The following is a 1,812-nucleotide window of genomic DNA, read 5'->3' on the forward strand; positions in this document are numbered from 1 at the left end:
GGGACATTATAACTTCCAGTTCAGAATACGGCCCGACATGTGGAAAAGAATCGCCAAGCTGAATATCCCGGTAGATTTTTATCTATACTACATAAGTACGCCTTATTTCGACGACTAAACCATTGGACTCATGGGAACACAGAAGATTGAAATCGGGGATATTTTTGAAGTCCCCACGGCAATAGGAAATGCATATATCCAATACATGGCCGAAGTAGACCAAACGACATTGATACGCTTGCTTCCGGGGGTATACCATGAACCTGTCGATTTGGAAAAATTAGTCCAACAGAAAGAACGATATATCTGTTTCGTTCCGTTGGGAATAGCTTTACGAAGAAAATACATTCGCAAAGTCGGCTTTTCCGAAGTCAAAAAGTTCAAAGTCCCTAAATATTTCAAAACAGTAGAAACGGTTTGCGGAGTGTTCAAAGGGTGGGTTATAGTCAATAACCATACTTTGGAGCGAAAACTAGTAAAAAAACCGACAAAAAAGCAACAGAAATATCCTCCTTATGGAATCTGGGGTATAGAATTTTTAATAGACCGTATTGAAAAAAATTGGAACCCGGAAACTTGGGAAGACGAATATACAGAACAAGAATCATAAACAGAAGATGAAAAAGGAGATAAAAGGAGAAAACGTTACAAATAAGAATCTTGTTACCATAAAAATAAAACAACGAAAAGAGCCCATCACTGGCCTTTACGTGAACCATGATAACAATTGGGTCGCTGTTTTGGAAAATACATATGACTATGTCCTCGATGGATATACATTCATCAATCGAGAGTGGATAGACCATTTTCATATCGAAACAGACAGAATAGCAGACTATATATTTTCCAACTCAAAATGGGAGCTCATAAATTCTACGCTTCTATTTCCTCCCGCTTTATTTGATAAAGATAAAGAGAAACTCGTTGAGATATGGCAACACAAAGCTCATAAATTTTGGCTTGGAGAAATAAAAAATATCAACGAACAATACATAACAATGAGGATTTTAGATAAACAAGCACAATGGATTGGATATAAAAAATTCCCTTTACAGAAGATTCGCTTTTTTCGAGTGAACACTCGTTATTCGTGCGCTTATCAAAAATATATAACGACAGACTCCACAAAAATCCCCCGATTGGAAATCTGGGAAATCAAGGTTAATAACCACAATGAAATATATAAAGGTGTGGTCATTCAAGAAAATGAAGAATGGATTATTCTTCACCAAAGTCAGAGAGATTTTAATTTCGACGGATATTTATTTATCAATAAAAATTTCATTAAACAAAAAAATATAGTTTCAACAGATAGAATTTCGGCAAAAATCCTTTCTCTAAACTATTCACCTATGTGGAAATATGAAGGAAAGGGTATAGATTGTACAAATACCATGCACATTTTCAGTACCTTCATGGAGAAAAAAGAAAACATAGCGATAGGATTGGAATCGGACGATTATATCCTTGTCGGGAAAATTTCCAAGATCAACCGTAAATCCATTGTTCTCAATAAAATAGATGAACAGACGAACTTTATACAATCACAAAGAATCCCTTTCTCCAAAATACGTCTTATCGAATATAAGAACAATTATCTCACCTCACTAAGTAAATATGAGAATCTTTTTGCCTCCATAGATTGATGATAAATTACTACGGAAAAAGCATTAAAATTACATGCTATTATTCCCATAACTCATAGAATAAAGGAAGATTAAAAGTAATGATTACATTCGACAATAAAAAAATTAGAATGGGATGCGATTTTTGGATCGATACCGAAGAAGATGCTCCCTCGGTCGTAACCCG

2 protein-coding genes are annotated in these 1,812 nt (G+C 34.9%); both read left to right on the forward strand.

Annotated elements, in window-relative coordinates; genetic code table 11:
- The first annotated feature begins 130 nt into the window (after window positions 1–130).
- Window positions 131–610, forward strand: a complete 480-nt coding sequence (locus QVD32_RS13060) for a hypothetical protein (protein WP_021891775.1) — start codon at window positions 131–133, stop codon at window positions 608–610.
- Between the two features lie 7 nt (window positions 611–617).
- Complete coding sequence (locus tag QVD32_RS13065; protein ID WP_021891776.1) at window positions 618–1,646, forward strand: hypothetical protein; 1,029 nt, start codon at window positions 618–620, stop codon at window positions 1,644–1,646.
- The last annotated feature ends 166 nt before the right edge of the window (window positions 1,647–1,812 follow it).

Source organism: Barnesiella sp. (genome assembly GCF_022723415.1).
GTDB lineage: Bacteria > Bacteroidota > Bacteroidia > Bacteroidales > Barnesiellaceae > Barnesiella > Barnesiella intestinihominis.